This window comes from Micromonospora sp. NPDC007230 (assembly GCF_042869115.1).
Lineage (GTDB): Bacteria > Actinomycetota > Actinomycetes > Mycobacteriales > Micromonosporaceae > Micromonospora.
In genome coordinates, this window is the sequence record NZ_JBIAFE010000010.1 from 1 (window position 1) to 23217 (window position 23217).

General features: G+C 74.5%; 17 protein-coding genes and 2 pseudogenes. 4 read left to right on the top strand and 15 right to left on the bottom strand.

What is annotated here, in order from left to right; all coding sequences use genetic code 11:
• Positions 1–301: 301 nt before the first annotated feature.
• The 3 genes and pseudogenes from ACFYML_RS15905 to ACFYML_RS15915 all read right to left on the bottom strand — a co-directional run.
• Positions 302–766: pseudogene (locus ACFYML_RS15905) on the bottom strand (transposase); the annotation flags it as partial.
• A 74-nt stretch (positions 767–840) separates the two neighbouring features.
• Positions 841–2641 (bottom strand): annotated as a pseudogene (locus ACFYML_RS15910) (transposase); the annotation flags it as partial.
• 40 nt (positions 2642–2681) lie between these two features.
• Positions 2682–3620, bottom strand: coding sequence for a DNA primase (locus tag ACFYML_RS15915; protein ID WP_387421319.1), 939 nt, complete (start codon positions 3618–3620; stop codon positions 2682–2684).
• A 147-nt stretch (positions 3621–3767) separates the two neighbouring features.
• Here ACFYML_RS15915 and ACFYML_RS15920 point away from each other — a divergent pair, with 147 nt between their 5' ends.
• Positions 3768–4109 carry a PadR family transcriptional regulator gene (locus ACFYML_RS15920; protein ID WP_387421320.1) on the top strand — a complete coding sequence of 114 codons (342 nt, stop codon included), beginning with the start codon at positions 3768–3770 and terminating at the stop codon, positions 4107–4109.
• Between the two features lie 82 nt (positions 4110–4191).
• Here ACFYML_RS15920 and ACFYML_RS15925 read toward each other — a convergent pair whose 3' ends face one another.
• The 10 genes from ACFYML_RS15925 to deoC form a co-directional block, all read right to left on the bottom strand.
• A complete protein-coding gene (locus tag ACFYML_RS15925; RefSeq protein WP_387421321.1) occupies positions 4192–4863 on the bottom strand; it encodes a permease prefix domain 1-containing protein in 672 nt (223 codons plus the stop codon).
• A gap of 60 nt (positions 4864–4923) precedes the next feature.
• Positions 4924–6981: a thiol reductant ABC exporter subunit CydC gene (cydC, locus tag ACFYML_RS15930; protein ID WP_387421322.1), complete on the bottom strand. Its 2058-nt coding sequence runs from the start codon at positions 6979–6981 to the stop codon at positions 4924–4926.
• A complete protein-coding gene (cydD, locus tag ACFYML_RS15935) occupies positions 6981–8657 on the bottom strand; it encodes a thiol reductant ABC exporter subunit CydD (RefSeq protein WP_387421323.1) in 1677 nt (558 codons plus the stop codon). The genes cydC and cydD overlap by 1 nt, the downstream gene beginning before the upstream one ends.
• Positions 8654–9661, bottom strand: a complete 1008-nt coding sequence (locus ACFYML_RS15940; protein ID WP_387421324.1) for a cytochrome d ubiquinol oxidase subunit II — start codon at positions 9659–9661, stop codon at positions 8654–8656. Before ACFYML_RS15940 ends, cydD begins: the two co-directional genes overlap by 4 nt.
• Before the next feature lie 11 nt (positions 9662–9672).
• Positions 9673–10920: a cytochrome ubiquinol oxidase subunit I gene (locus tag ACFYML_RS15945; RefSeq protein ID WP_387421325.1), complete on the bottom strand. Its 1248-nt coding sequence runs from the start codon at positions 10918–10920 to the stop codon at positions 9673–9675.
• 99 nt (positions 10921–11019) lie between these two features.
• Entirely contained in the window at positions 11020–11925 is a 906-nt protein-coding gene (locus tag ACFYML_RS15950; protein WP_387421326.1) for a M56 family metallopeptidase, read from the bottom strand.
• Between the two features lie 10 nt (positions 11926–11935).
• Positions 11936–12367 carry a BlaI/MecI/CopY family transcriptional regulator gene (locus ACFYML_RS15955; RefSeq protein WP_357437597.1) on the bottom strand — a complete coding sequence of 144 codons (432 nt, stop codon included), beginning with the start codon at positions 12365–12367 and terminating at the stop codon, positions 11936–11938.
• Positions 12368–12653: 286 nt separating this feature from the next.
• A complete protein-coding gene (locus ACFYML_RS15960) occupies positions 12654–13478 on the bottom strand; it encodes an aldehyde dehydrogenase family protein (RefSeq protein WP_387421328.1) in 825 nt (274 codons plus the stop codon).
• Positions 13471–14901 carry an aldehyde dehydrogenase family protein gene (locus tag ACFYML_RS15965; RefSeq protein WP_387421330.1) on the bottom strand — a complete coding sequence of 477 codons (1431 nt, stop codon included), beginning with the start codon at positions 14899–14901 and terminating at the stop codon, positions 13471–13473. The genes ACFYML_RS15960 and ACFYML_RS15965 overlap by 8 nt, the downstream gene beginning before the upstream one ends.
• Before the next feature lie 5 nt (positions 14902–14906).
• Complete coding sequence (gene deoC / locus ACFYML_RS15970; RefSeq protein ID WP_387421332.1) at positions 14907–15866, bottom strand: deoxyribose-phosphate aldolase; 960 nt, start codon at positions 15864–15866, stop codon at positions 14907–14909.
• Between the two features lie 136 nt (positions 15867–16002).
• Between deoC and upp the strand changes: the two genes are divergently transcribed.
• Together upp and ACFYML_RS15980 are read left to right on the top strand one after the other, a co-directional pair.
• A complete protein-coding gene (gene upp, locus ACFYML_RS15975) occupies positions 16003–16635 on the top strand; it encodes a uracil phosphoribosyltransferase (RefSeq protein WP_387421333.1) in 633 nt (210 codons plus the stop codon).
• Positions 16636–16791: 156 nt separating this feature from the next.
• Positions 16792–17469: a GPP34 family phosphoprotein gene (locus ACFYML_RS15980; RefSeq protein WP_387421334.1), complete on the top strand. Its 678-nt coding sequence runs from the start codon at positions 16792–16794 to the stop codon at positions 17467–17469.
• Positions 17470–17550: 81 nt separating this feature from the next.
• On the opposite strand, the gene ACFYML_RS15985 is transcribed toward ACFYML_RS15980, so the two are convergent.
• Positions 17551–19218, bottom strand: coding sequence for a phospho-sugar mutase (locus ACFYML_RS15985; RefSeq protein ID WP_387421335.1), 1668 nt, complete (start codon positions 19216–19218; stop codon positions 17551–17553).
• A 49-nt stretch (positions 19219–19267) separates the two neighbouring features.
• Positions 19268–21370 (bottom strand): protein kinase, encoded by a 2103-nt coding sequence (locus tag ACFYML_RS15990; RefSeq protein WP_387421336.1) that lies wholly within the window; start codon positions 21368–21370, stop codon positions 19268–19270.
• A 203-nt stretch (positions 21371–21573) separates the two neighbouring features.
• On the opposite strand from ACFYML_RS15990, the gene ACFYML_RS15995 reads away from it, so the two are divergent.
• Entirely contained in the window at positions 21574–23157 is a 1584-nt protein-coding gene (locus tag ACFYML_RS15995) for a methylmalonyl-CoA mutase (RefSeq protein WP_387421337.1), read from the top strand.
• Positions 23158–23217 lie beyond the last annotated feature (60 nt).

The window sequence follows — 23217 nt, forward strand, 5'->3', positions numbered from 1 at the left end:
GTCCCCCCCCAGTTTTGTTTCAGCGGGGGGTTGTTTTTGGGCCCCCCCGGGGGGGGGGCCGGGGGGAACCCCCCCGGGGGGGGGGGGGCCCGGGGGGGGGGGGGGGCCGCCCCCCCCCGCCCGCTTCTCGCTGTCCATACCGTCGTGCCGCACGGCCGCGAAACCGAACGCCTCGCTGATGCCCTCGGTCACAACTGCATCGGCAGGTACGCCCGCAGCCGTAGACGTACGTGCGCCGGGCCAGCGCAGCACGATTCACCCTCGGGCAGGAACACGCGGGTGGGAAGCCGTACGGCGCGGGTCAGGACCGGTAGCCGGCGGAACGGTACTCGTACTCCCGCTCGTCGTCGCGGTCGCCGGTGTCCCGGCTGAAGTCCCAGCCACCGGCGGCCTCCCGGCCGGGGCGGCCGCCGACGGCGAAGCCGCCGATCTCCTGGCCGCGCCGCCAACCCCGGAAGTAACCCGTGGTGTTCTCGGCGAGGCTGGCCGCGTTCCGGACGATCCGCAGTGGACGCTCCTCGCGCAGCGGCGAACCCGGCACCAGGTTGGCCTGCGGGACCCGCTTCGGCAGGCCGGCCTTGGTCTCCGTACCCACCGACGGGCGGGCCGCCTGCTGAGCGGCCTGCCAGCCGGTGTCCGCGGTGCTCGACCAGTCCAGGTCGGCTTCGTCACCGTGCCCGACGAACCAGGCGGACTTCGCCTGGGCGAAGATCAGCAGATCACCGTCGCCCTCGTCGGACACCGGCGGTGGCCGGTGCTCCTTCGGCTCGGGCCGCCGCTCTGGCGGGGTGGGCAGCTCGGCGCGGGGCGCCGGGCGGCCCGGCCTGGTCGCCTCCTGCCGCTCGACGAGCCGCAGGGACGGCGCGTCCAGGCCCGGGTCGGTCGGCGCGTCCAGTTCGTCGCGTAGCGCCCGGTCGGCCAGCGGCGGCGGCTCCACCAGGCGGAGCATCGGCGGCTCCTGCGGCAGGTCGTCCGCGAGCCACGGCGGGGTGACCCGGCTGGTGCCCGGGTCGCTCGGCGCGTCCACGGCCCCGCCATAGGGGTAGGCGGGCGGCGCCTGGACGGCGCGGTCGTCCTGGTCGTCGCTGTTGTTGACCAGCGGCCAGTTGGCCCGGGAGCCCGGGGGAGCGGACTCCTGGTTGGGGCGCGGGGTCGGCACCGGGACGTTCAGGTCGGTGGCGCTGAAGCCGCCGGTCGGCGGCTCCTGGTTGGTCTTGGGCCGGGGCGGGATGACGGTCCGCTGCCGCTCGGCCCGGGCGCTGTTGATCGCCGCCGTGGTCAGCGTCGGGCGGAACGGCTCGCCGGCCTCGGCCGGCGGCACCTTGCCCCGCTGGGCAGGGGCGATCGGGGTGATACCGGGCGGCGGCGGGGGCGGTGCGGAGATCGGCCGGTTGGCCGGGGCGTCCGCCCGCTGCGGCAGCGGCGCGCCGGTCGGCTCGGTACGCGACGGCGGCGCGGACGTCGGCCGGCCGCTGGCGGCGGCCGGGGTGACCGGGGCGGGGGCGACGGGCGGCGGCGCGACCGGTGCCGGGGCGACCGGCGGCGGGCCGAGCGGACGGGGCGACGCGGGCGCGGCCGGCCCGGAGACCGGCTCGGGGCGGGTGCGCCGGCCGACCGGCTCGGGCTCCGCCGGCCGGACCGTACGCAGGCCGGTGCCGGTGTTGCCGAGGGCGGGCCGATCGTCGACCGGCTCGCCTCGCCCGGCGACGGCCCGGCGGCCCGGTGCCGGGGCGGGCGTGGTCACCCGGGCGCTGAGCGCGTCGACCAGGGCCTCGCAGCCGGCGTCGCAGGCCCGGACGGCGGAGACGGCCTGCCGGACCGTCTCCGCGACGGCGGCGGTGAGCGCCCGGTTGACGGCGGCCCGTCGAGGCGTCTCGGCGATGGCGACCCGCAGCGCGGTGACCGCGTCGTTGATGGTGTCGGCGTCCGCGACGCCCTCGTTGGCGAGGTGCGCGGCGACCGCGTCCGCGGCGCCCTCGCGGCCCCGGGCCACCGTGCCGCTGAGCATGCCGGGCTCCGGCAACGCGTCGAGGATGGCCAGGGAGACCGGCTCGGCCGGGTCCGGGTAGGCGCGGAGGGCGGCCGGGTAGAGCTCGCGGAGCACCTCGCGCAGCGCCACGGCGGCGGAGTGCCGCCCGCTGGCCAGCGCGGCGTGCGCGGCGAGGACCTGCTTGTAGCCGGCGAGATCCCGGGGGGCCGGCAGGGTGACCGCGGAGAGGGCGCCCGCCTGCAGTGCCCGGGCCAGCCCGACCGCGCGGCGCTCGGCCGGCGGGGACTGCATCTCCTCCAGCGAGTCGTCGTCGGCGAAGCGCTCGGCGAAGTCGTCGACCGAGTCGTCGTCCGCGATCGCCAGTGGCCGACCGGCCGCACTGAGCAGCGAGGTGACGGTGTGGTCGTCACTGTCGGCGGCGATGGCCGCACCGCTCGGCCCGCCCGACCGCTCCACGAGCAGCGCGACCAGCTGGGCGTAGCCAGCGGGGTCGTCGCCGATCTCGTAGACATGCAGCAGACGGCCTGCGTCGTCGACCACAGCGGACGTCAGCGTCGAACCGGCCGAAGCAGGCCGGTCGGCCGGATCCGCCGAGGCCAGACCGCAGTACACGCGCACGAGCGCCACGGCGTCGTCCTCCTCCCGGGACACAGGTCATGCTCTGCCAGAGACTGATGCTCCCCGGTCCGGGTCAGTCGCGCCAGTCCACAACGGCAGAGATCTTGCCGACAATGGTGCGCCAACCCAAACTTGCGGTTTGTGCCCCGATTTTCTTCAGCCGGCGCCGACCCAGGAAACCACCGAGTCCACCGTTGACGCTCGCCCGCAGCGACTCGTCCAGATCGTCGAGGCTCGAGCCCGCGGAGAGCATGTCCAGCACGGCTGGTAGCTGCAGCGCGTACGCCAGGTCACGGGCGATCTCGCCGGCCTCGATGAGGAGCGTGGGGTCCCACGCGTCGTGGCCGCCGCGGAGGTTCTCCACCACGAGGTCGAGCTCGTAGGTGTCCTCGTCCAGCGGGGCGATGTCGCCCGGTTCCACCCGTTCGGACAATTCATTCCAGCTGTCCAGTTGAGACAGGTCGTTGGGCGCGCCGGAACGGATGAAACTGACCAGCGACTCCGGGGACTTGAACAGCAGCAGCTTGCCGCGGTGGCTGAGGAAGACGGGCACCTCCTCGTCGCCCGCGTCCTCGTCCGCCTCGTCCTCGTCCTCGTCGGCGTCCTCAGCGTCCTCGTCCGCCGCCTCGGCCGTGCCGCGCCGGCGACCCTTGGGGCGCTCCTCGTCCTCGTCCTCGTCCTCGGCGGTGAGGGCGGCGAACTCCTCGTCGAGGATCACCACCTCCTCGTCGTCCTCGGTCTCGACGACCTGGCGCCGGGCCAGGAAGGGGTCGTCCTGGTCGCGTTCGGCGACGTCGGTCGGGGTCAGCTCCCGCGCCGGCCGGTACGCCCGCAGGGTGAAGCCGGTGCCGGCGGGCAGGGCGATCTCCACCGGGTCGACCCGCAGCTCGTCCCAGAGCGCGCGGTCCGCCGCCGGACGGTCGACCTCGACCTCGTCTTCGGCGGCCGACGGGGTGGTGTCGTCGAGCTCGGGCTCGTCGGCGTCGGGCCGGTGGGGCGACTGGCGGGCCACGCTGACCTCCGTGTGCTGTCGGGTTGCCCACCCGGCGGCCTCCGGCCGCCGAGTGACTCTGCGCACATACCCTAAACGGCGACCCGGTACGGCCGGGAGCCGCACCCCGGTGGCATCCCGACCGGCAGACAAGTAGTCTTGCTACACATGAAGGCCCAGGCGCTGCACGGACACCTCGACGCGCTGCTGCTTGCCGTGCTGGAGCAGGGCGCCCTGCACGGCTACGCGATCATCGAGGCGCTCCGGGCCCGCAGCGGCGGCACCCTGGACCTCCCCACCGGCACCATCTACCCGGCCCTGCGCCGCCTGGAGCGCGCCGGCTACGTGGCCAGTTCGTGGAGCACCGTCAACGGCCGGGAGCGGCGCACCTATCAGCTCACCGATGCCGGGGGGCGGGCGCTCGCCGGCGAACGGGCCGGCTGGCGCGAGTTCAGCGCCACGGTCGGTCGTTTCCTCGGCCCCGGCGAGCCGCCGGGCGCACCGGCCTGACTGCCCCGACCGGCCGCCGGGCCGGCGCGGACGGGCCGAGGGAGCGAGCCGCGCGAATCCGCCATAGCACGCGTCGACGGCGTCAGCGGGTGGCCAGCAGCCAGCAGCGCGCCGCCCGGGCGAGCGCGAACCAGCCGACGCTCACCAGCACCGCGCCGATGATCATCGGGGGCCAGGTCAGGGCCGCGTTCCAGAGGCCGACCGACCAGCCGAACAGGGCGCTGACGGCGACCGCGCCGAGTGCCAGCCCGCCGGTCAGCCCGAAGCCCGCCGCCCGGGCCAGCCGGGGGAGCCGGGACGACCGGTATCGGGCCGCGAGGACCCCGAACAGCAGGCCGGCCAGCGCCAGGCCGGCGATCAGCAGCCAGATCGCGGTCAGCGAGGCGGACAGGAGCAGGTAGCCCCCCGGTGGGCGGGGTCCGTCGCTCCAGCTCGACCCCCGCCAGGTCAGGTCGCCACCGGCCATCAGCAGGACCGCGAGCGCCAGCGCCCGGAGCGCCAGCCGGCGCAGCGCCCCGGCTGCCAGCTCGGCCTGGTAGTCGGGCACGAGCTGGCCGGGGCTGCCGAACTCGGCCACCGCCCGCCGCCCGGCCTCCACCGCCGGCAGCCCGTCCTCCCGGTACGCCTCGGCGGCGTCCAGCAACGCGTGCCGCGCCTCGGTCAGCAGGTCGGCCTTGAGGCTGGCCGGACCGTGCAGCTGGCCGGCCAGCTCCCGCAGCCGTTCCTCCACGAGCACGTCCGTGTACCCCCGCATGGGACCCACCCTGCCACCCTGCGGCGCGGACCGCGTCCGGGAATTTCCCGGAAGGGTATCTCAGGGTGCCAGCGCCAGGTAGCCCCGCTCCGCCGCCTCCTGGCGCAGCCACTGGTCGCGGTACCAGCCCGGCTGCGCCACCAGCTCGGTGTGCCGGCCGCGCTGCACCACCCGGCCGGCGTCGAGCACGACGATCTCGTCGAGCTCCGCCAGACCGCTCAGCCGGTGGCTGATCAGCAGCACCGAGTGGTGGGCCGGGGTGGCGGCCAGCGCCGAGGCGAGCACGGCGTCGGCGGCGGCCGGGTCGAGACCCTCGGTCGGCTCGTCCAGCACCAGCACCGCCGGGGCGGCCAGCAGGGCACGGGCCAGCGCGAGCCGCTGCCGCTGGCCGCCGGAGAGCTGTCCGCCCTGCTCGCCGACGACGGTGTCCCAGCCGTCGGGTTGGGTGCGTACCCAGTCCAGCAGGCCGGCCGCGCGGGTGGCGGCGGCCAGCTCCTCCTCGGTCGCCCGCGGTCGGCCCAGCAGCAGGTTCTCCCCGACCGAGGCGTGGAAGACGTACGCCTCGGCGAGCAGCCCGCCGATCGCCGGGGGCAGCTCCTCGGCCGGGTACGCGGACACCTCCACCCCGTCCAGGGTGACCCGGCCGGCGGCGGGGCGTACCGCGCCGGTGAGCACCGCCGCCAGGGTGCTCTTGCCGGCCCCGCTCGGCCCGACCACGGCCACCCGGCGGCCGGCCGGCAGGTCCAACTCGACCCCGTCCAGGGCGGGTGCCGCCCCCGCCCGGTACCGCACGGTCACCCCGGCGAACCGGACGTCGTGCCGGTCGCCGGTGCGGGCCGCCGGACCGGCGGCGGGGGGCGGTGCCGGGGCGCTGAGCAGGGCGGCCACCCGGGCCAGTCCGGTGCGGAGCTGGGTCCGCTGCCGGGCGGCCCCGACCAGGGCGAGGGCGATCTCGACCGCGGCGAGGGTGCCGACGGCGAGGACGCCGACCAGCACCCCGCCGACGCCGGCGCGCAACGCCACGACGACCACGGCGGCAGCGGTGAGCCCGCTGACCAGCACACCGGTCGCGTCGACCGCGAAGCCGGTCGCGGCGAGCCGGCGCTCCAGCCGGGCGAGGCGCCGGGCGCGCCCCTCGGCGGCGGCCAGCGCCCGGTCGGTCGCGCCGAACGCGGCCAGGTCGGCGGCCCCGTGGGTCAGGTCGACCGCGTCCACGGCGAGCGCCCCGCGCAGCGGGGCCACCTCGTCGGCGGCCCGGCGGGTGAGCGCGGTGGCCAGCGTGGGCAGCGCCACCCCGGCCACCACCAGCCCGACGGCGAGCACGCCGGCCGCCGGGAGCGAGATCAGCGCGGCGCCCCCGACGGCGAGCAGGCTCACCAGCGCGGCGGCGGACCCCGGTACGAGCACGCGCAGCAGCAGGTCCTGCACCGCTTCCACGTCGGAGACGAGCCGGCTCAACGCGTCCCCGGTCCGCTGGGCGGCGGCGTCCCGCCGGGCGGCGAGGGTGGCGAAGACCCGGGCTCGGACGTCGGTGATCATGCGCAGCACCGCGTCGTGCCCGGCGAGCCGTTCGGTGTAGCGGAACACGCCCCGGCTGACGGCGAGGGCCCGGACCGCGACGATGGCCACGGTCAACCGGTCCAGCGTCGGCCGCCCGGCGGCGCTCATCAGCAGCCAGGTGGCGGTGGCCATCAGGGCCAACCCGGCGAACTCGGTGGCCGCGGCGAGCAGCCCGGCCCCCACCAGCCGGCCCAGCCAGGGCCGGGCCAGCCGCAGCACGGCCCACTCGGCGTGCGCCCCGCCCCTGCTTGCCGCGGCCGGCGTGCCGGCGGCGGTCGGGGCGGGTCCGTCCGGCAACAGCTCTGGGGCGCTCGCCTCGGTGGCGGTCGGCGCGCCGACGTCACGTGCGGCCGGGGTCACGCCGTCCCGCGAGACGCCGCCCGGCACGGCCCGCACCGGCTGGTCGGGTCGCCCGGGCGCCACGTCGCCGCCGGAGACGACCCCCGGCTGCTCGGGGCTGCCCGCCACCATGCCGTCCTGCGGCTCGGGCCGCCCGGGAACCGGGTCGTCCGGCCGCCCGGGTCCGGGCACGGCGCCGGGCTGGTCGGGGCCGCTCATCAGCTCACCTTCCCGACCGGCACCCGGCTCAGCTCGGTGACCCGGCCGTCCTCGACGCGCAGGATGCGGTCGGCGTCGGTCAGCAGCGCGGGCCGGTGCGCCACCAGCAGCGCGGTACGCCCGGCGACCAGCCGCCGGGTGGCGGCCAGCACGACCGCCTCGCTGGCGGTGTCCAGCCGGGCGGTCGGCTCGTCGAGGAGCACCAGCGGGGCGTCCCGGAGGAACGCCCGGGCCAGCGCGACCCGCTGCCGCTGCCCGCTGGACAGGCCGTGGCCGCGTTCCCCGAGCGGGGTGGCCAGGCCTTCGGGCAGCCCGGCGACGACCTCGTCCAGCGCCGCGTCGGTGACCGCCCGGGCCAGGGCCGCGTCGGCGGCGTCCGGGGCGCCGAGGCGGATGTTGTCGGCCAGCGAGCCGGCGAACAGGTGGGCCAGCTGCGGCACCCAGGCCACCTGGCGCCGCCACGCGTCGAGGTCGACGTCGGCGAGGTCCACCCCGCCGACGGTGACCCGGCCGGCGGTCGGGGTGACGAAGCCGAGCAGCAGGCCGAGCAGCGTGCTCTTGCCGGCCCCGCTGGGTCCGATGACGGCGATCCGTTCGCCGGGCCGGATGGTCAGCGTGACGTCGCGCAGCGCGGTGGTCCGCTCGTACGTGACGGTGACGCCCTCGAAGCGGATCTCGCCGTGGCCGTCGGGCGGTGGCGCCGGTACGCCGGCCGGCGCGGCGGAGGCCGGCGGGGCGGAGACCGTGAGCGCCTCGTCCAGCGCGGTCAGCCCCTCCATGCTGGCGTGGAACCGGCTGCCCGCGGCACGCAGCGGCAGGTACGCCTCCGGCGTGAGCAGCAGCACCAGCAGCGCGGTGGAGAGCGTGATCCCGCCACCGAGCAGCCGGATGCCCACCGGCACCGCGACCAGTGCCACCGACAGGGTGGCGACCAGTTCGAGGACCAGCGCCGAGAGGAACGCGATGCGCAGCGTCTTCATGGTGGCCTGCCGGTGTCCGTCGGCCATCCGGCGTACCACGTCGACCTGGGCCCGGGCCCGGCCGAACGCGCGCAGCGTGGGCAGCCCGGCCACCATGTCCAGGAAGTGCCCGCCGAGCAGCGACAGCCGCCGCCACTGCCGCTCGGTGGCGGCCTGCGCCTGCCAGCCGAGCAGCGCGCCGAAGATCGGGATGAGCGGGATGGTCAACGCGATGATCAGCGCCGAACTCCAGTCGGCGAGGACGATCCGGGCCAGCACGGCCAGCGGCACGGTCACGCTCAGCACGAGCTGCGGCAGGTAGCCGGTGAAGTAGGGGTCGAGCGCGTCCAGGCCCCGGCCGGCGAGGGTGGCGAGCTGCCCGGCCCGCTGCCCGGCGACCCAGGTGGGGCCGTGCCGTCCGACCGCGCGGAGCAGATCGGCCCGGAGGGTGGCCTTCACCGTCGCCGCCACCCGGGCGGCCACCGTGCCCTGCGCCCAGCTCACCAGCGCACGGGCGGCGACCGCCGCGCCGAAGCCGGCCAGCGCGGCCCGGTGCAGCCGCCCGTCGATCGCGGTCGCGAGCAGCGTGGCCAGCGCGGTGGCCTGCGCGACCACCAGCAGCGCGGTCAGCCCGCCCAGCACCGCGAGCACGGCGAGGTCGCGCCGGGCCGCGGGGACCCGGCGCAGCAGCCGCGGGTCGAACGGGCGGCGATTCACCAGTACACCGGTGCCCTGCCGTCGGTCCGTCCCCGGAACACCCACCAGCACATCGCCTGAAAGCCTAGTAGGGCCGGCACGAGCGGCAGCGCGAGCCAGCCCAGCAGGGACAGGGTCGGCCCGCTCGCCGCGGCGTCCGCGACGGTCAGCGAGGCGGCCGGGTCGACCGTGGAGACCAGCACCCGGGGCCAGAGGGCCGCCCCGATCAGCGCCACCGGCAGCGCCAGCGCCGCGCTGGTCGCCGTGAAGGCCACCCCGGCCCGGCCGCGGCCGAGCGCCGTGCGGGCCACCAGCAACGCCGCGACCAGCGCCGACAGCAGGAGTACGGCGACCAGCGGGCGCGCCACGGCGGCGCGTACCCGGTCGGAGAGCAGGCCCAGCAGGGTGGCCGTGGCGACCGCGGCGAGCGCCGCCGGCACCAGCCTCCGGGCCAGTCGGGCGACCGACGGGGTGTCGGCGGCGGGCAGCCGGAGGGTGAGGAACGTCGCACCCTGCACGGCGACCAGCGCCAGCGTCGCCAGCGCGACGGCGGCCACGAACGGGGTGAAGAGGTGACCCACGCCGACCACGTGCCCGTCGGCCGCCAGCGGTACGCCCTGCAGCAGCCCGCCGAGCACGGCGCCCCAGCCGAGGGCGGCGAGCACGCTGCCGGCCACGATCACCCGGTCCCAGCCGGCGCGGGCCGAGCCGGCGTGCGGCCGGCTGCGCAACTGCACGCCGGCGGTCACCAGCACCACCCCGGCCAGCGCGCCGAGCACGGCCGGGTAGAGGCCGGAGAGCAGTTCGCCCTCCAGGGTGGGGAAGGCACCGAAGAGGATGCCGACGGCGGCCACCAGCCAGACCTCGTTGCCGAGGAAGAACGGCCCGACGGCGGTGAGCGCGGCCCGCCGCGCCGCGAGGGTGCCGCCGCGGGCGAGGAGCAGCCCGACGCCGTAGTCGTAGCCGCCGAGGACTAGGTAGGTGGCGAAGAAGAGGCCGAGCAGGGCGTACCAGGCGAGTTCCATGGCGGGCTCCCTCAGGCGAACACGGGGTGGGGACGGGTGTCGGTGTCGGGCGCGGGCGGGCGGCCGAGGGCGGGGTCGTGCGCGCCTCGGGCGGCGTGCCGGGCCAGCAGCACCCAGTTGGTGACGGCGAGGGTGCCGAGCAGCAGGGTGAAGCCGATCAGCGAGGTGAGCATCAGCCCGGGGCCGACCGGCGAGACGGCCTGCCCGGTCGGCAGCAGCCCGTACGCGACCCAGGGCTGGCGCCCCACCTCGCGGGCGATCCAGCCCAGGATCACCGCGACGAAGGGCAGCGGCACGGCGAGCAGGATCAGCCAGAGCGGGAACTGCAGCCGGATGATCCAGTCCCGCCAGAGCAGCGGCACCACCAGGATGCCGAAGAAGAGCGCCATCCCGATCAGGATCATGAAGCCGAGACCCACGTTGGACAGCGTCGGCGGGGTGTAGTCGCCGGGGCCGAACCGGGCGGTCCATTCGGCGACCAGCGCGTCCCGGTCGGCGCCGCCGCCGAACTTGGTGGGCTGGAGCTCCCCGACCGGGCCGAACTGGGCGAAGCCGAACCCGATCAGGAAGACCACCGCGACCGCGAAGGTGAGCAGCCCGAGCCGCAGGGACTTCCGGAAGAGCACGAAGTCGTGGGTACGCCGGATGAGGTGCCAGGCGCTGACGGCGGCCATCAGCATCCCACCGGTGACCAGGCTCGCCGACACCACGTGCCCGAAGGCGAAGGTGAGGGTGGGGTTGGTGAGCAGCGCGCCGAAGTCGGTGAGGTGCGCGACGCCGTCGCGGACCTCGTACCCGACGGGGTGCTGGAGCCACGCGTTGGCCACCATGATCCAGAACGCCGAGGCGTACGCGGTGAGCGCGACGCCCCAGAGCAGCGCGAGGTGGACGCCGCGGCGCAGCCGGTGCCACCCGAAGATCCACATGCCGAGGAACGTGGACTCCAGGAAGAACGCGACCAGCGTCTCGATGGCCAGCGGCGCGCCGAAGACGTTGCCGACGTACCGCGACAGGCCACTCCAGTTCAGCCCGAACTGGAACTCCATCACGATGCCGGTGGCGATGCCGAGCACATAGTTGATCACGTAGAGCTGGCCCCAGAAGCGGGTCAGCCGCTCGTACACCGGTTTGCCGGTGATGAAGCCGGCGGTCTGCAGCGCGACCAGCAGGGTGACCAGGCCGAGGGTGACCACCACGAAGAGGAAGTGGATCGAGGTGGTGGTGGCGAACTGCAGACGGGCGAGGAGCAGGGGGTCCATGGTCGTTCTCCCACGGGTTGGCTCGCTTTTCATAGCAAGCCTACACGTAGCCTGCCTACCTATGCGGGCGGCCTGGCGGCACGGCTGGTCGTGGCTCGGTCAGTTCAGGAAGAGGGAGATCGGCAGGGCGGCCAGGGTGGTCGTGACGGTCAGCGCGGTGGCGCCGAGCAGTCGGGGCGTCCGGTCCGGGACCAGCAGCCGCTGCACCCGTACGTCGAGGTCCCGGTCGCCGAGGCCGAGCGCGCCGGCCGGCGTGATCCGGTGCCCGGCGGCGGCGAACCGGCGCAACGCCCCGGCCAGCGGCGCCTCGGCGTGCAGCTCGCGGGCCTTGTCGTCGGCGCGCATCTCGACCAGCAGCGCCACCCGCTCCTGTGCGTGCCGCACCCAGCGGAACCAGGGCAGGGCCCGGCCGAGCGCGGTGAACGGCAGCAGCACCAGATCGTGCCGCTCCTGGGCGTGCGCCCGCTCGTGGGTGAGCACCGCGGCCAGTTCGGCCCTGTCCAGCAGACTGAGCGTGCCGGCGCTGACCACCACCCGGGGCTTCACCCCCGGGAGGCAGTACGCCGCCGCGCTCGGGTGGTCGAGCACCAGCGCGCCCGGCACAGTCGGATCCCGGCGGGCGACCAGGCTGAGCAGCTCCCGGTGCCGGCGCTGGGCCCGGACCGTGCCATAGACGCTGCGGATGGTCGTGGTGAGCAGCACCGCGCCGATGCCGAAGCCCACCCCGACCAGGCCGAGGTGCACCGCCCCGACCCCGGCCGGCAGGGTGCCGTGAGCCAGGTCGGTGCCGAGGGCGACCAGGGCGCTCCCGGTCGGTTGGTCGTACGCGGCCAGGCCGAGCGCCATCGGCAGGCCCATCGCGGAGAGGCCGAGCGCCAGCCCGACCGCCTGCCAGCAGACGATCGCCACCCGCGGGGCGCGCCAGGTCCATGTCGAGGCGGCGAGCACCTCCGCGGTCAGCCAACAGGCCAGGATGCTGGCGGCGAAGTGCAGGGCGTACGCCACGGCCGCCGCCCTACCGGTCCGTCGCCTCGTCGGCCAGCCTCGGCTGCCCGGCCCGCGGGTCCTCGACCCGGTCCGTCAGCCCGGCCTCGGCGCTCAGCGCCGCGCGCAGCACCTCCGCCTCGGTGCCGGTCACCGAGCGGGCGAAGCGCACCAGCGCGGCGTCCCGGCTGCCGCCGAGGTCGAGGGCGTCGAGCATGAGCTGGGCGATGTGCGCCTCCCGGCTGGCCGCCGCCCGGTACCGCCAGGCCCGACCCTCCCGCTGGCGCTGCACCATGCCCTTGCCGGCGAGCCGGTCCAGCACCGTCATCACGGTCGTGTACGCCAGCTCGCGCCCGTCCAGGGCGTCGGCGACCTCGCGGACGGTCACCCCGTCCGACGTGCCGGGGACCAGGTCCCACAGGACGTCCATCACCGCACGTTCGAGATCACCCAGCCGAGTCACGCCCCAATCCTACCCCCCGTAGTAGACCCCCGTGCCTCCGCGGCGTGCGAGGGCCCTTTTACCCGGAAAGAGTGGCCATCCGACGCGCGGAAGCCACTCTTTCCGTGAACTAGTGCGATCTTGAGGAGGGAACCCCGCTGACCGAGGACTCGACGCTGGGCGTCAGCCACTGAGGCGGAACCCCCGGACGGACGGTGCCCACCGAGGGTTTCCGGGGGAGCCCGCCCGCGGAGGGATCAAGCCTGACCGCCCGGAGCGGGCGGGCTCCCCCGGAAACCCCACAAGCTCAGACACCCTTCGGATGCCACACCGTCTTCGTCTCCAGCAGCGTGGTCATCCGGGCCAGGCCCGGGTCGGCGAACCAGTCGTGACTGGCCGGGGCGGGCCGGAGCACCCGCTTCAGGTTCTCCGCCGCCTTGACCTCCAGCTCGGCGGCGAGCTCGGCGTCGCTCACCCCGGTCAGGTCGATCGCGTTGACGTCCATGTGCGCGGCCAGCGTCGGCGCCGTCTCGGTGATCGGGCCGGTGAGGATGTTGACCACCCCGCCCGGCAGGTCGGAAGTGGCCAGCACCTCGGCCAGGGTCACCGCCGGCAGCGGCTGCGCCGGCGACGCCGCCACCACCACGGTGTTGCCGGTGACGATCGCCGGGGCGATCACGCTGACCAGGCCGAGCAGCGCCGGCGCCTCCGGGGCCACCACGGCCACCACGCCGGTCGGCTCGGGGGCGGACAGGTTGAAGTACGGCCCGGCCACCGGGTTCGCGCCGCCGTACACCTGGGGGAGCTTGTCCGACCAGCCGGCGTACCAGACCCAGCGGTCGATCGCCGCGTCGACCTCGTCGGCCGGCACACCGAGCGCCACGAACTGCTCGCGGCGGCCCTCCAGCATCTCGGCGACCCGGTAGAGGATCTGACCCCGGTTGTACGCGGTCGCCCCGGCCCAGCCCTTCACGGCGGCCCGGGCGGCCACGACCGCGTCGCGCGCGTCCTTGCGGGAGGCCAGTACGACATTGGAGTCCTGCACGATGTACGACCGTCCCGACTCGCTGCGCGGGAACTTCCCGCCGATGAAGAGCTTGTACGTCTTGCGTACCGCGACCCGCTCAGACATTGAGGTACGCCTCCAGCCCGTGCCGGCCGCCCTCGCGGCCGTAGCCCGACTCCTTGTAGCCGCCGAACGGCGAGGTGGGGTCGAACTTGTTGAACGTGTTGGCCCAGACCACGCCGGCCCGGAGCCGGTCCGCCAGCCACAGGATCCGGGAGCCCTTGTCGGTCCAGATCCCGGCCGACAGGCCGTACGGCGTGTTGTTCGCCTTCTCCACGGCCTCGGCCGGGGTGCGGAAGGTGAGCACGGAGAGCACCGGGCCGAAGATCTCCTCCCGGGCGATCCGGTGCGCCTGGGTGACCCCGGTGAAGATGGTCGGCGCGAACCAGAAGCCCCGGTCCGGCAGCTCGCAGGCCGGCGACCAGCGCTCGGCGCCCTCGGCGGCCCCCGCCTCGGAGAGCTCGCGGATCCGCTCCAGTTGGGCGGCCGAGTTGATCGCGCCGATGTCGGTGTTCTTGTCCAGCGGGTCGCCGACCCGCAGCTGGGCCATCCGGCGCTTCAGCGACTCCAGCACCCGGTCGGCGACCGACTCCTGGACCAGCAGCCGCGAGCCGGCGCAGCAGACGTGCCCCTGGTTGAAGAAGATGCCGTTGACGATCCCCTCGACGGCCTGGTCGACCGGGGCGTCGTCGAAGACGATGTTGGCGGCCTTGCCGCCCAGCTCGAGGGTGAGCTTCTTGCGGGTGCCGGCGACCGCGCGGGCGATGGCCTTGCCGACCTCGGTGGAGCCGGTGAACGCGACCTTGTCCACGCCCGGGTGCTCGACCAGCGCCCGGCCGGTGTCGCCGGCGCCGGTGACGATGTTGACCACGCCCGCCGGCAGGTCGGCCTGCTGGCAGATCTCGGCGAAGAGCAGTGCGGTCAGCGGGGTGGTCTCGGCCGGCTTCAGCACCACCGTGTTGCCGGCGGCGAGCGCGGGGGCGATCTTCCAGGCCAGCATCAGCAGCGGGAAGTTCCACGGGATGACCTGCGCGGCGACCCCGAGCGGCTGCGGCGCCGGCCCGAAGCCCGCGTGGTCGAGCTTGTCGGCCCAGCCCGCGTAGTAGAAGAAGTGTGCGGCGACCAGCGGGACGTCGACGTCCCGGGACTCCTTGATCGGCTTGCCGTTGTCCAGCGACTCCAGCACGGCCAGCTCGCGGGAGCGCTCCTGGATCAGGCGGGCGATCCGGAACAGGTACTTGGCCCGGTCGCGGCCCGGCATCGGACCCCAGACCTTCTCGTACGCCTTGCGCGCGGCGCGGACCGCGCGGTCCACGTCCTGGCTGCCGGCCTCGGCGATCTCGGCGAGGACCTCCTCGGAGGCCGGGTTGATCGACTTGAAGCTGCCGCCGTCGGCCGGGTCGACGAACGTGCCGTCGACGAACAGCCCGTACGAGGGCTTGATGTCCACCACCGAGCGCGACTCGGGGGCGGGTGCGTATTCGAACATCGCGCTCAGTCCAGGGTGAAGTAGTCGGGACCGGAGTAGACGCCGGTCGTCAGCTTGGTGCGCTGCATGAGCAGGTCGTTCAGCAGGCTGGACGCGCCGAACCGGAACCAGTCCGGGTCCAGCCAGTCCGGGCCGACGGTCTCGTTGACCATGACCAGGTACTTGATCGCGTCCTTGCTGGTCTTGATCCCCCCGGCCGGCTTCACGCCGACCTGCCGCCCGGTGGCGGCGCGGAAGTCGCGGACCGCCTCCAGCATCACCAGGGTCACCGGCATGGTGGCCGCGACCGGCACCTTGCCGGTGGAGGTCTTGATGAAGTCGCCGCCGGCCAGCATGGCCAGCCAGGAGGCCCGCCGCACGTTGTCGTACGTGGCCAGCTCGCCGGTCTCCAGGATCACCTTGAGGTGGGCGTCCCCGCAGGCCTCCTTGGTGGCCACGATCTCGTCGTAGACCTCCTGGTAGCGGCCGGCCAGGAAGGCGCCCCGGTTGATCACCATGTCGATCTCGTCGGCGCCGGCCGCAACCGCGGCCCGGGTGTCGGCGAGCTTGACCCCCAGCGGCGCCTGGCCGGACGGGAAGGCGGTCGCCACGCTGGCCAGGTGCACGCCGCTGCCGCGCAGCACCTCCGCCACGTAGGGGACCATCGAGGGATAGACGCAGACCGCGCCGACATGCGGGCAGGACGGGTCAGCCGGGTCGGGGCGCAGCGCCTTGGTGGCGAGCGCCCGCACCTTGCCGGGGGTGTCGGCCCCTTCGAGGGTGGTCAGGTCGACCATCCGGATCGCCAGGTCGATCGCCTGGGCCTTGGCCGTGGTCTTGATGGAGCGGGTGCCGAGTTGTGCCGCCCGCTGCTCCGCGCCGACCTGATCCACGCCCGGCAGGCCGTGCAGGAAGGTCCGCAGAGCGGTCTCGGATCGTCCCAGCTCGGAGAGGTCCGACCGGGCCGACGTCGCTGTCGCCGTCATGGCGTGAATAGTACGCATCCCGCCGGGGTGTGATCTTGGCCACGGTGGCCTGATCGTGAGCGCCACACGTGAGCGGCGTCGCTGGTCAGCCGGCAGGTGCGGTGCGTGGCCGGTCTGCCCGGTAGGTTGAGCGTTCGTGGACGTACACGTCATTGACCACCCGCTCGCCCAGGCACGGCTGACCGCCATGCGGGACGCCCGGACCGACTCGGCGTCGTTCCGGGCCGCGCTGCACGAACTCACCACCATGCTGGTGTACGAGGCGGCGCGCTCCTTCCCCGTCGAGAAGTACCCGATCCAGACCCCGGTCACCGCGACCGAGGGCACCCGGCTGGCGAACCCGCCGCTGCTCGTGCCGGTGCTGCGGGCCGGTCTCGGCATGGCCGATGCCGCCCTGGGACTGCTGCCCGAGTCGTCCATGGGCTTCGTCGGCCTGGCCCGCGACGAGGAGACGTTCGAGCCCCGCGCGTACATGGAGTCGCTGCCCCGTGACCTGAGCGGACTGCCGGTGCTGGTGCTCGACCCGATGCTGGCCACCGGCGGCTCGCTGGAACACTGCTGCCGGCTGCTCGCCGACCGCGGCTGCACCGACATCACCGTGCTCTGCGTCCTCGCCGCGCCTGTCGGCATCGAGCGGCTGGAGCGGTCCGGCCTGCCGCTGCGCCTGGTCACCGCCTCGATCGACGACGGCCTCAACGACCGGATGTTCATCGTTCCGGGCCTCGGTGACGCCGGCGACCGCCAGTTCGGCGGCATGCCCCGTTTCTGACCCACCCAGGCCGAGCCCTCCCGGCGCGGCGCGGATTCCCGGAAAGAGGGCCCATCCAGTGCGGAATGGGCCCTCTTTCCGTGAATCAGTCGGGTCGGGGCACCGCGTGGGCGAGTCCGTGCGCGGGGGTGCGGGGAGCCGCTACCGTTCCGGGCCATGACTGGTGTTGCACTCGCCGAAGAGTTGCTGCTCCTCGCCTACGACGACGAAACCGGCAAGGCGACCATGCCCCGGATCAGCCTGGACCTCGGGATGGCCGCCGCGGTGCTGGTCGAGCTGGCCCTGGCCGGCCGGATCGCGTACGCCGACGGCTCCCTGGTGGTGATCGACCCGGCCCCGACCGGCGAGCCGATCGCCGACGAGGTCCTCGCCCGGATCGCCGCCGACACGCCGCACACCCCGTCGTCGTGGGTGCAGCGGCTGCGGCACGGCCTGCGCGACCGGATCCTCGGCGACCTCTGCGGGCGGGGCGTGGTCCGGGACATCGACGAGACCGAGCTGGGCTTCATCCACGTGCACCGCTACCCGGTGGCGGACGCCTCCGTGGAGGCGGACATCCGCCGCCGGCTGGCCGAGGCGCTGACCGACGACCAGGCCCCCGATGAGCGGACGGCCGCGCTCGCCACCCTGGTGGCGGTGCTCCGGATGGAACCGGCGCTCGGCCTGGCCGGCGAGGACGCCCGGGACGCCCGCCGCCGGCTGGAGGCGATCGCCGGTGGGGCCGGCTTCTCCGGCAACGTCAGCCTGGACGACTCGGTGGTCCGCCCGTCCATCGGCCTGGTGGTCGCCGCGCTCGGCCAGGCGATCGACGCCGCTCTCGGCAAGCGCGCCTGACCCCCGACTGCTCGTTGATCAAGAGGTTTGCGTCTGGGTGGCGCCCGGCCGACGCAAACCTCTTGATCAACTCGTGACAGGTCAGAGGCCGAGGGCGGTGGAGACCTCGGTGCGGAGGGTGGTGACCGCCGCCTGGGCGCGGGTGCGGGCGGCGGGGACGTCGCCGTCCGCGACCGGCTCCACCACCTCCAGGTACGCCTTGAGCTTCGGCTCGGTGCCGGAGGGGCGGATCACCACCCGGGCCGCGTCGGTCCGCAGGGTCACCACGTCCGCGCCGGGGAGCAGATCCTTCGTCTCGGTGACCCGGTGCCCGAGCAGCGTCTCCGGGGTGGCCGCCCGGACCCGGGCCATCATCCCGGCGATCTCCCGCAGGTCGTCCACCCGGACCGACAGCTGGTCGGTGTGGTGCACGCCGAACTCGGCGGCCAGCTCGTCGAGCCGGTCGGTGAGCGTACGGCCCTGGGCCTTGAGGCCGGCGGCCAGCTCGGCGACGCTCAGCGCGGCGGTGATGCCGTCCTTGTCCCGGACGTGCTCCGGCGCGACGCAGTAGCCGAGCGCCTCCTCGTACCCGAAGACCAGCGGCTCGCTCCCGCCGCCGGCCCGGACGATCCACTTGAACCCGGTCAGCGTCTCGTCGTACGGCAGGCCTCGCGCGGCACACATGGCCCGCAGCAGGGACGAGGACACGATGGTGGTGGCGTACAGGCCGGTCACCCCGCGGCGCATCAGGTGGTCGGCGAGCAGCGCGCCCACCTCGTCGCCGCGCAGCATCCGCCAGTTGCCGGCACCGTCCGGGACGGCGACCGCGCAGCGGTCCGCATCCGGGTCGTTGGCGATTGCGAGATCCGCGTCCCGGTCGCGGGCCAGCGCGACCAGCCGGTCCACCGCGCCCGGCTCCTCCGGGTTGGGGAAGTTCACCGTGGGGAAGTCCGGGTCCGGCTCGGCCTGGTCGGGCACCACGCCCGGCACGGCGAACCCGGCCCGGGCGAAGGCGGCGGTCAGCACCGCGCCCCCCACCCCGTGCAGCGGGGTGTACGCCACCTTCAGGTCGCGCCGGCCGCTCGGATCGATCACTGCGGCGGCCCGCTCCACGTACGCGGCGACCAGGTCGTCGCCGAGCACCTTGCCGGCCGGGCCGAGCGGCACCTTCGCCAGCGGGCCGACCGCCCGGATGGCCGCCTCGATGCCGGCGTCGGCCGGGGGCACGATCTGCGCGCCCGCGCCCAACTCGCCGCCGAGTTGCGCGCCGAGGTAGACCTTGTAGCCGTTGTCCTGGGGCGGGTTGTGGCTGGCGGTGACCATGACGCCGGCCACCGCGCCGAGGTGCCGCACCGCGAACGCCAGCACCGGGGTGGGCAGCGGGCGGGGCAGCAGCAGGGCCGGGCGACCCGCGCCGGTGGCGACCTGTGCGGTGCGCTCGGCGAACGCCCGCGAGCCGTAGCGGGCGTCGTACCCGATGACCAGCGGCCCCTCACCGCCCTGGTCGGCGAGCCAGCCGACCAGCCCGGCGGCGGCCTGGGTGACCACCGCGAGGTTCATCCCGTTCGGGCCGGCGCGCAGCGGACCACGCAGCCCGGCGGTGCCGAAGGTCAGTGGACCGGCGAACCGGTCGGCCAGCTCCGGGCCGCTGCCCGGCAGTCCGTCCAGGACCGCGCGCAGCTCGTCCCGGCTGGCCGGGTCGGGGTCGTCGTCGAGCCACCGCTGGGCCCGGTCGCGAAGCTCGTCAAGATCAGTGGTTTCCGCCGCCATGGCCTCTTGATAGCACGGCGGCGGAGCACCACTGCCCGTCGGCCTCGACTCAGTTGGCCCCGGTGAGCTGGAACGACCCGGCCATCGCGTCGAAGATCGGCTTGCTCTCGGCGAACTTCGCGTCGTTGGCGGTCAGATAGAACGAGTACACCTTCCCGTCCTCGACCACGCCGCGCCAGACGCCGTGCCGCATCGAGTCGCCCTCGCCGCAGGTGTACTCGAACTCCGCCGCCGGCTTGCCGGCCAGCGTCTTCTCCGACATCGCGAGCTCGTTGTACGGCTTGGCACAGGACTTGCTGTTGCCGGCAAGGTTCCGGGAGGCGAATTCGGCCCAGCTCGTCGACGTGCCGCTCCACTTCTCCGCCAGGATGCGGACCTTGCGCCGGCTGTCCTGCGGGTCGACGTAGTCGACGAAGACGCCGCCGGTCTTGCGCTCCCAGCCCTTCGGCACCTGGATGGTGACGTCCTTGGCCGAGACCTCCTGCATCTCGACCGGCGGGGCCTCGGCGGTGGCGGTGGGCAGCGTGCCCACGATCGGCGGCGGGGTCTCGTCGCCGCCGCTGTTGAGGGCGATCACGACGATCAGCAGCAGCACGGCCACGCCCCCGGCGGCGGCCAGCTGGACCTTGCGCGGCCAGCCCTTGACCGTGCCGACGAGCTGCCTGCCGGCGCCGCGGGCCTTGCCGAGGGCACCGCCGTCGGCCGGCGCGGCGGGCGGGGTGGCCCACGGCTGGCCGGTGCCCGGCACCGACCACTGGTTGCCGCCGTACACCGGCTGGGTGGCGTCGGCGCCGCGGCCGTACACCCGCTGGGTCGCGTCCGGGCGGCCGACGTCGACCCGCTGCGTGGCGTCGGGGTGCCCGCCCCCGAGTCGCTGGGTGGCCTCCGGTCCCGCGCCGCCGCCGAACCGCTGGGTCGCCTCCGGTCCCGCGCCGCCGAACCGCTGGGTGGCGTCCGGCGAGATTCGCTGGGTGGCCTCCGGGGCGGCGCCCGGCGCGGGCATCGCGCCGGTGGGGGTGTGCAGCGGACCGGCCAGCGCGTCCGCGCTGGTCTCGTCCAGCGCCGCGCTGCCCGCGGCGGCCCTGGGCTCGGGGCGCTCGCCCCGGCGCAGGGCGGCGAGCCGGTCGGTCAGTGACTCGCCGGGGCCGATCATCGCCCGGCCGCCGATCTGCCCGGTCGGCTTCGGCTCGGGCGCGGCGGGCAGCGGAATCGGCGGCCGCTGCACCGGCACCACCGAGTACGGGTCGGTGACCGAGTTGACCGCGGCGGCGTTGCTGGTCAGCGGGCCGGCGAGCAGCTCGCGCAGCATGCGCCGGGCGGTGTGCACGTCGTACCGGCGGGCCGGATCCTTCTCCAGCAGGCCCATCAGCACGCCGGTCAGCGGGCCGCTGCGCTGAGGGGTGGCCGGCGGGTCCTCGACCACCGCGTGCATGGTCTCGATCGGGTCGCCCTTGTCGAACGGGGGGCGGCCCTCCACGGCGGTGTAGAGCGTGACGCCGAGCGAGAACAGATCGCTCGGCGGGCCGAAATCCTGGCCCATCGCCCGCTCGGGCGAGATGAAGTGCGGCGACCCGAGCACCATGCCGGGCGTGGTGAGCTGCACGTCGGTGGGCATCCGGGCGACGCCGAAGTCGGTCAGCACGCATCGGCCGTCGGAGCAGATCAGCACGTTGGCCGGCTTGACGTCGCGGTGCAGCACGCCGATCGCGTGCGCCACCTCCAGGGCGCCGAGCAGCGCGATGCCGATCTTGGCAACCACGCGGGGCGCGACCGGCCCGTCCTCGATCACCATGTCGGCCAGGCTGCGCGCGTCCAGCAGCTCCATCACGATCCACGGGCGGCCACCCTCGGTGACCACGTCGTAGACCTGGACCACGGCCGGGTGCTGGATCGCCGCGGCCGCGCGGGCCTCGCGGAGGGTCCGCTCGTACAGCGCGTCACGGTCGCTGGGGGCCAGCCCCGGCGGCAGCACGACCTCCTTGACCGCCACATCGCGGCGCAGCAGGGTGTCGGTCGCGCGCCACACCGTGCCCATGCCGCCGTTGCCCACCGGAGACCGCAGCGAGTAGCGACCACCTATGGTGGTGCCGGGTGCCGCGCGTCCAGTGGGGGGACTGACCGGTCCGCCGCTCCACGTCGGGATCTGAGTCACTTGAAAAGCCACCGGGGGATATCGAGGGGGCTGGGACACAACCCCCCTATCTTGCTGGTTCCGACGCCCGATGCGAAACCCGACGCGGCGGACGTTTACCTACTCGACGGTATGTGGCCAGCTACTCACCTGCCGTCGAGCGGCCGGCGCAGTGTGCGGTATCCCTCATCCATCGACGCCCGGCCGCGTCCTACCATCCGGTAATGAGCGAACGGCGGTCAAGCGAGTCCGGTTTCCCGATCAAGGGCGTCTACACGGCGGACGATCTCCCCGGGGAACTGGCCGAGCGGCTGGGCGCCCCGGGCGAGTACCCGTACACCCGCGGGGTGTACCCGACGATGTACACCTCCCGCCCGTGGACCATGCGGCAATATGCCGGCTTCGGCACCGCCACCGAGTCGAACGCGCGCTACCACCAGCTGCTGCGCGCCGGCACCATGGGCCTCTCGGTCGCCTTCGACCTGCCCACCCAGATGGGCTACGACTCCGACGACCCGATCGCGCACGGTGAGGTGGGCAAGGTCGGCGTCGCCATCGACTCCATCGAGGACATGCGGCAGCTCTTCGCCGGCATCCCGCTGGACAAGGTCTCCACCTCGATGACCATCAACGCGCCCGGCTCCGTGCTGCTCCTGCTCTACCAGCTCGTGGCCGAGGAGTCCGGGGTCCCGGGCGGGGCGCTCAACGGCACCATCCAGAACGACATCCTCAAGGAGTACATCGCCCGGGGGACGTACATCTTCCCGCCGAAGCCGTCGCTGCGCCTGGTCGCCGACACCTTCGCGTACTGCCGGGCCGAGGTGCCCAAGTGGAACACCATCTCCATCTCCGGCTACCACATGGCGGAGGCCGGTGCGACGCCCGCGCAGGAGATCGCGTTCACCCTGGCCAACGGCGTGGAGTACGTCCGGGCGGCGCTGGCCGCCGGGCTGGACGTGGACGACTTCGCGCCCCGGCTGTCGTTCTTCTTCGTCGCCCGCACCACCCTGCTCGAGGAGGTCGCCAAGTTCCGGGCGGCCCGCCGGCTCTGGGCCCGGCTGATGCGCGACGAGTTCGGGGCGAGGAACCCGAAGTCGATGATGCTGCGGTTCCACACCCAGACCGCGGGCGTCCAGCTCACCGCCCAGCAGCCGGAGGTGAACCTGGTCCGGGTGGCGATCCAGGGCCTCGGCGCGGTGCTCGGCGGCACCCAGTCACTGCACACCAACAGCTTCGACGAGGCGATCGCGCTGCCCACCGAGAAGGCGGCCCGGCTGGCGCTGCGGACCCAGCAGGTGCTGGCGTACGAGACTGACCTGACCGCCACCGTGGACCCGTTCGCCGGATCGTACGTGGTGGAGGCGATGACCGCCGAGATCGAGGCGGCCGCCGACGAACTGATGAAGCGGGTCTTCGACCACGGCTCGGCGGTGGACGCGATCGAGGCCGGCTTCCAGAAGCGGGAGATCGAGCAGTCCGCGTACCGGATCGCCCAGGAGATCGACTCGGGCGAGCGGGTGGTGGTCGGGCTCAACCGGTTCCAGATCGACGAGGAGGAGCCGTACGAGCCGCTGCGGGTGGACCCGGCGATCGAGGCCGCCCAGGCGGAGCGGCTGGCGAAGCTGCGCGCCGAGCGGGACGCCGAGGCGGTCGAGCGCGCCCTGGCCGAACTGCGGGCCGCCGCCGAGGGCGGCGCGAACGTGCTCTACCCGATGAAGGAGGCGCTGCGCGCCCGGGCCACGGTGGGCGAGGTGTGCGGGACGCTGCGCGAGGTGTGGGGCACGTACCGGCCGAGCGACCGGTTCTGACCTGGTTCTCGGCGGCGGCCCGGGCGGTGCCCCGGGAAGGGGTGGCCGCGCCTGTGCCGG